Genomic DNA, 440 nt, shown 5'->3' on the forward strand with positions numbered 1-440 from the left:
TTCCCCACCATCATCATGGTCACCATCTGGACGGGGCTCGGCTTCGACCTGATCCTGATCTGCTCCGCCATCGACGGCGTGGACCCGGAGATTCTCGAGGCGGCGCGCGTTGACGGTGCCAGCGAGGCCCGCATCCAGTGGTCGATGGTGGTGCCGCTCATCGCACCGACGCTGTTCTACGTCGCCATAACGGCCTGCATCGGGACGCTCCAGGCCTTCGCCCAGATCAGCATCCTCACCAAAGGCGGCCCCGGCTCGGCCACCACCACCATCACCTACAACATCTACACCGCGGCGTTCAACGCCGGCAGCGCCAACTTCGGCATCGCCTCGGCCCTGGGCGTCGTGCTGTTCGTGTTCGTGTTCGCGTTCACGCTCCTCCAGTTCAAGTTCCTCGACAAGAAGGTGGATTGCTGATGCCGCACCGTTCCCGTATCTCC

General features: G+C 63.9%; 1 protein-coding gene. It reads left to right on the top strand.

Annotated elements, in window-relative coordinates; all coding sequences use genetic code 11:
• On the top strand, positions 1-417 hold a 417-nt coding region (locus M3650_RS31325), incomplete at its 5' end, for a carbohydrate ABC transporter permease (RefSeq protein WP_251580266.1).
• Positions 418-440 lie beyond the last annotated feature (23 nt).

The sequence above is a fragment of the Paenibacillus sp. MER TA 81-3 genome (assembly GCF_023713585.1).
Taxonomy (GTDB): Bacteria; Bacillota; Bacilli; order Paenibacillales; family Paenibacillaceae; genus Paenibacillus_B; species Paenibacillus_B profundus.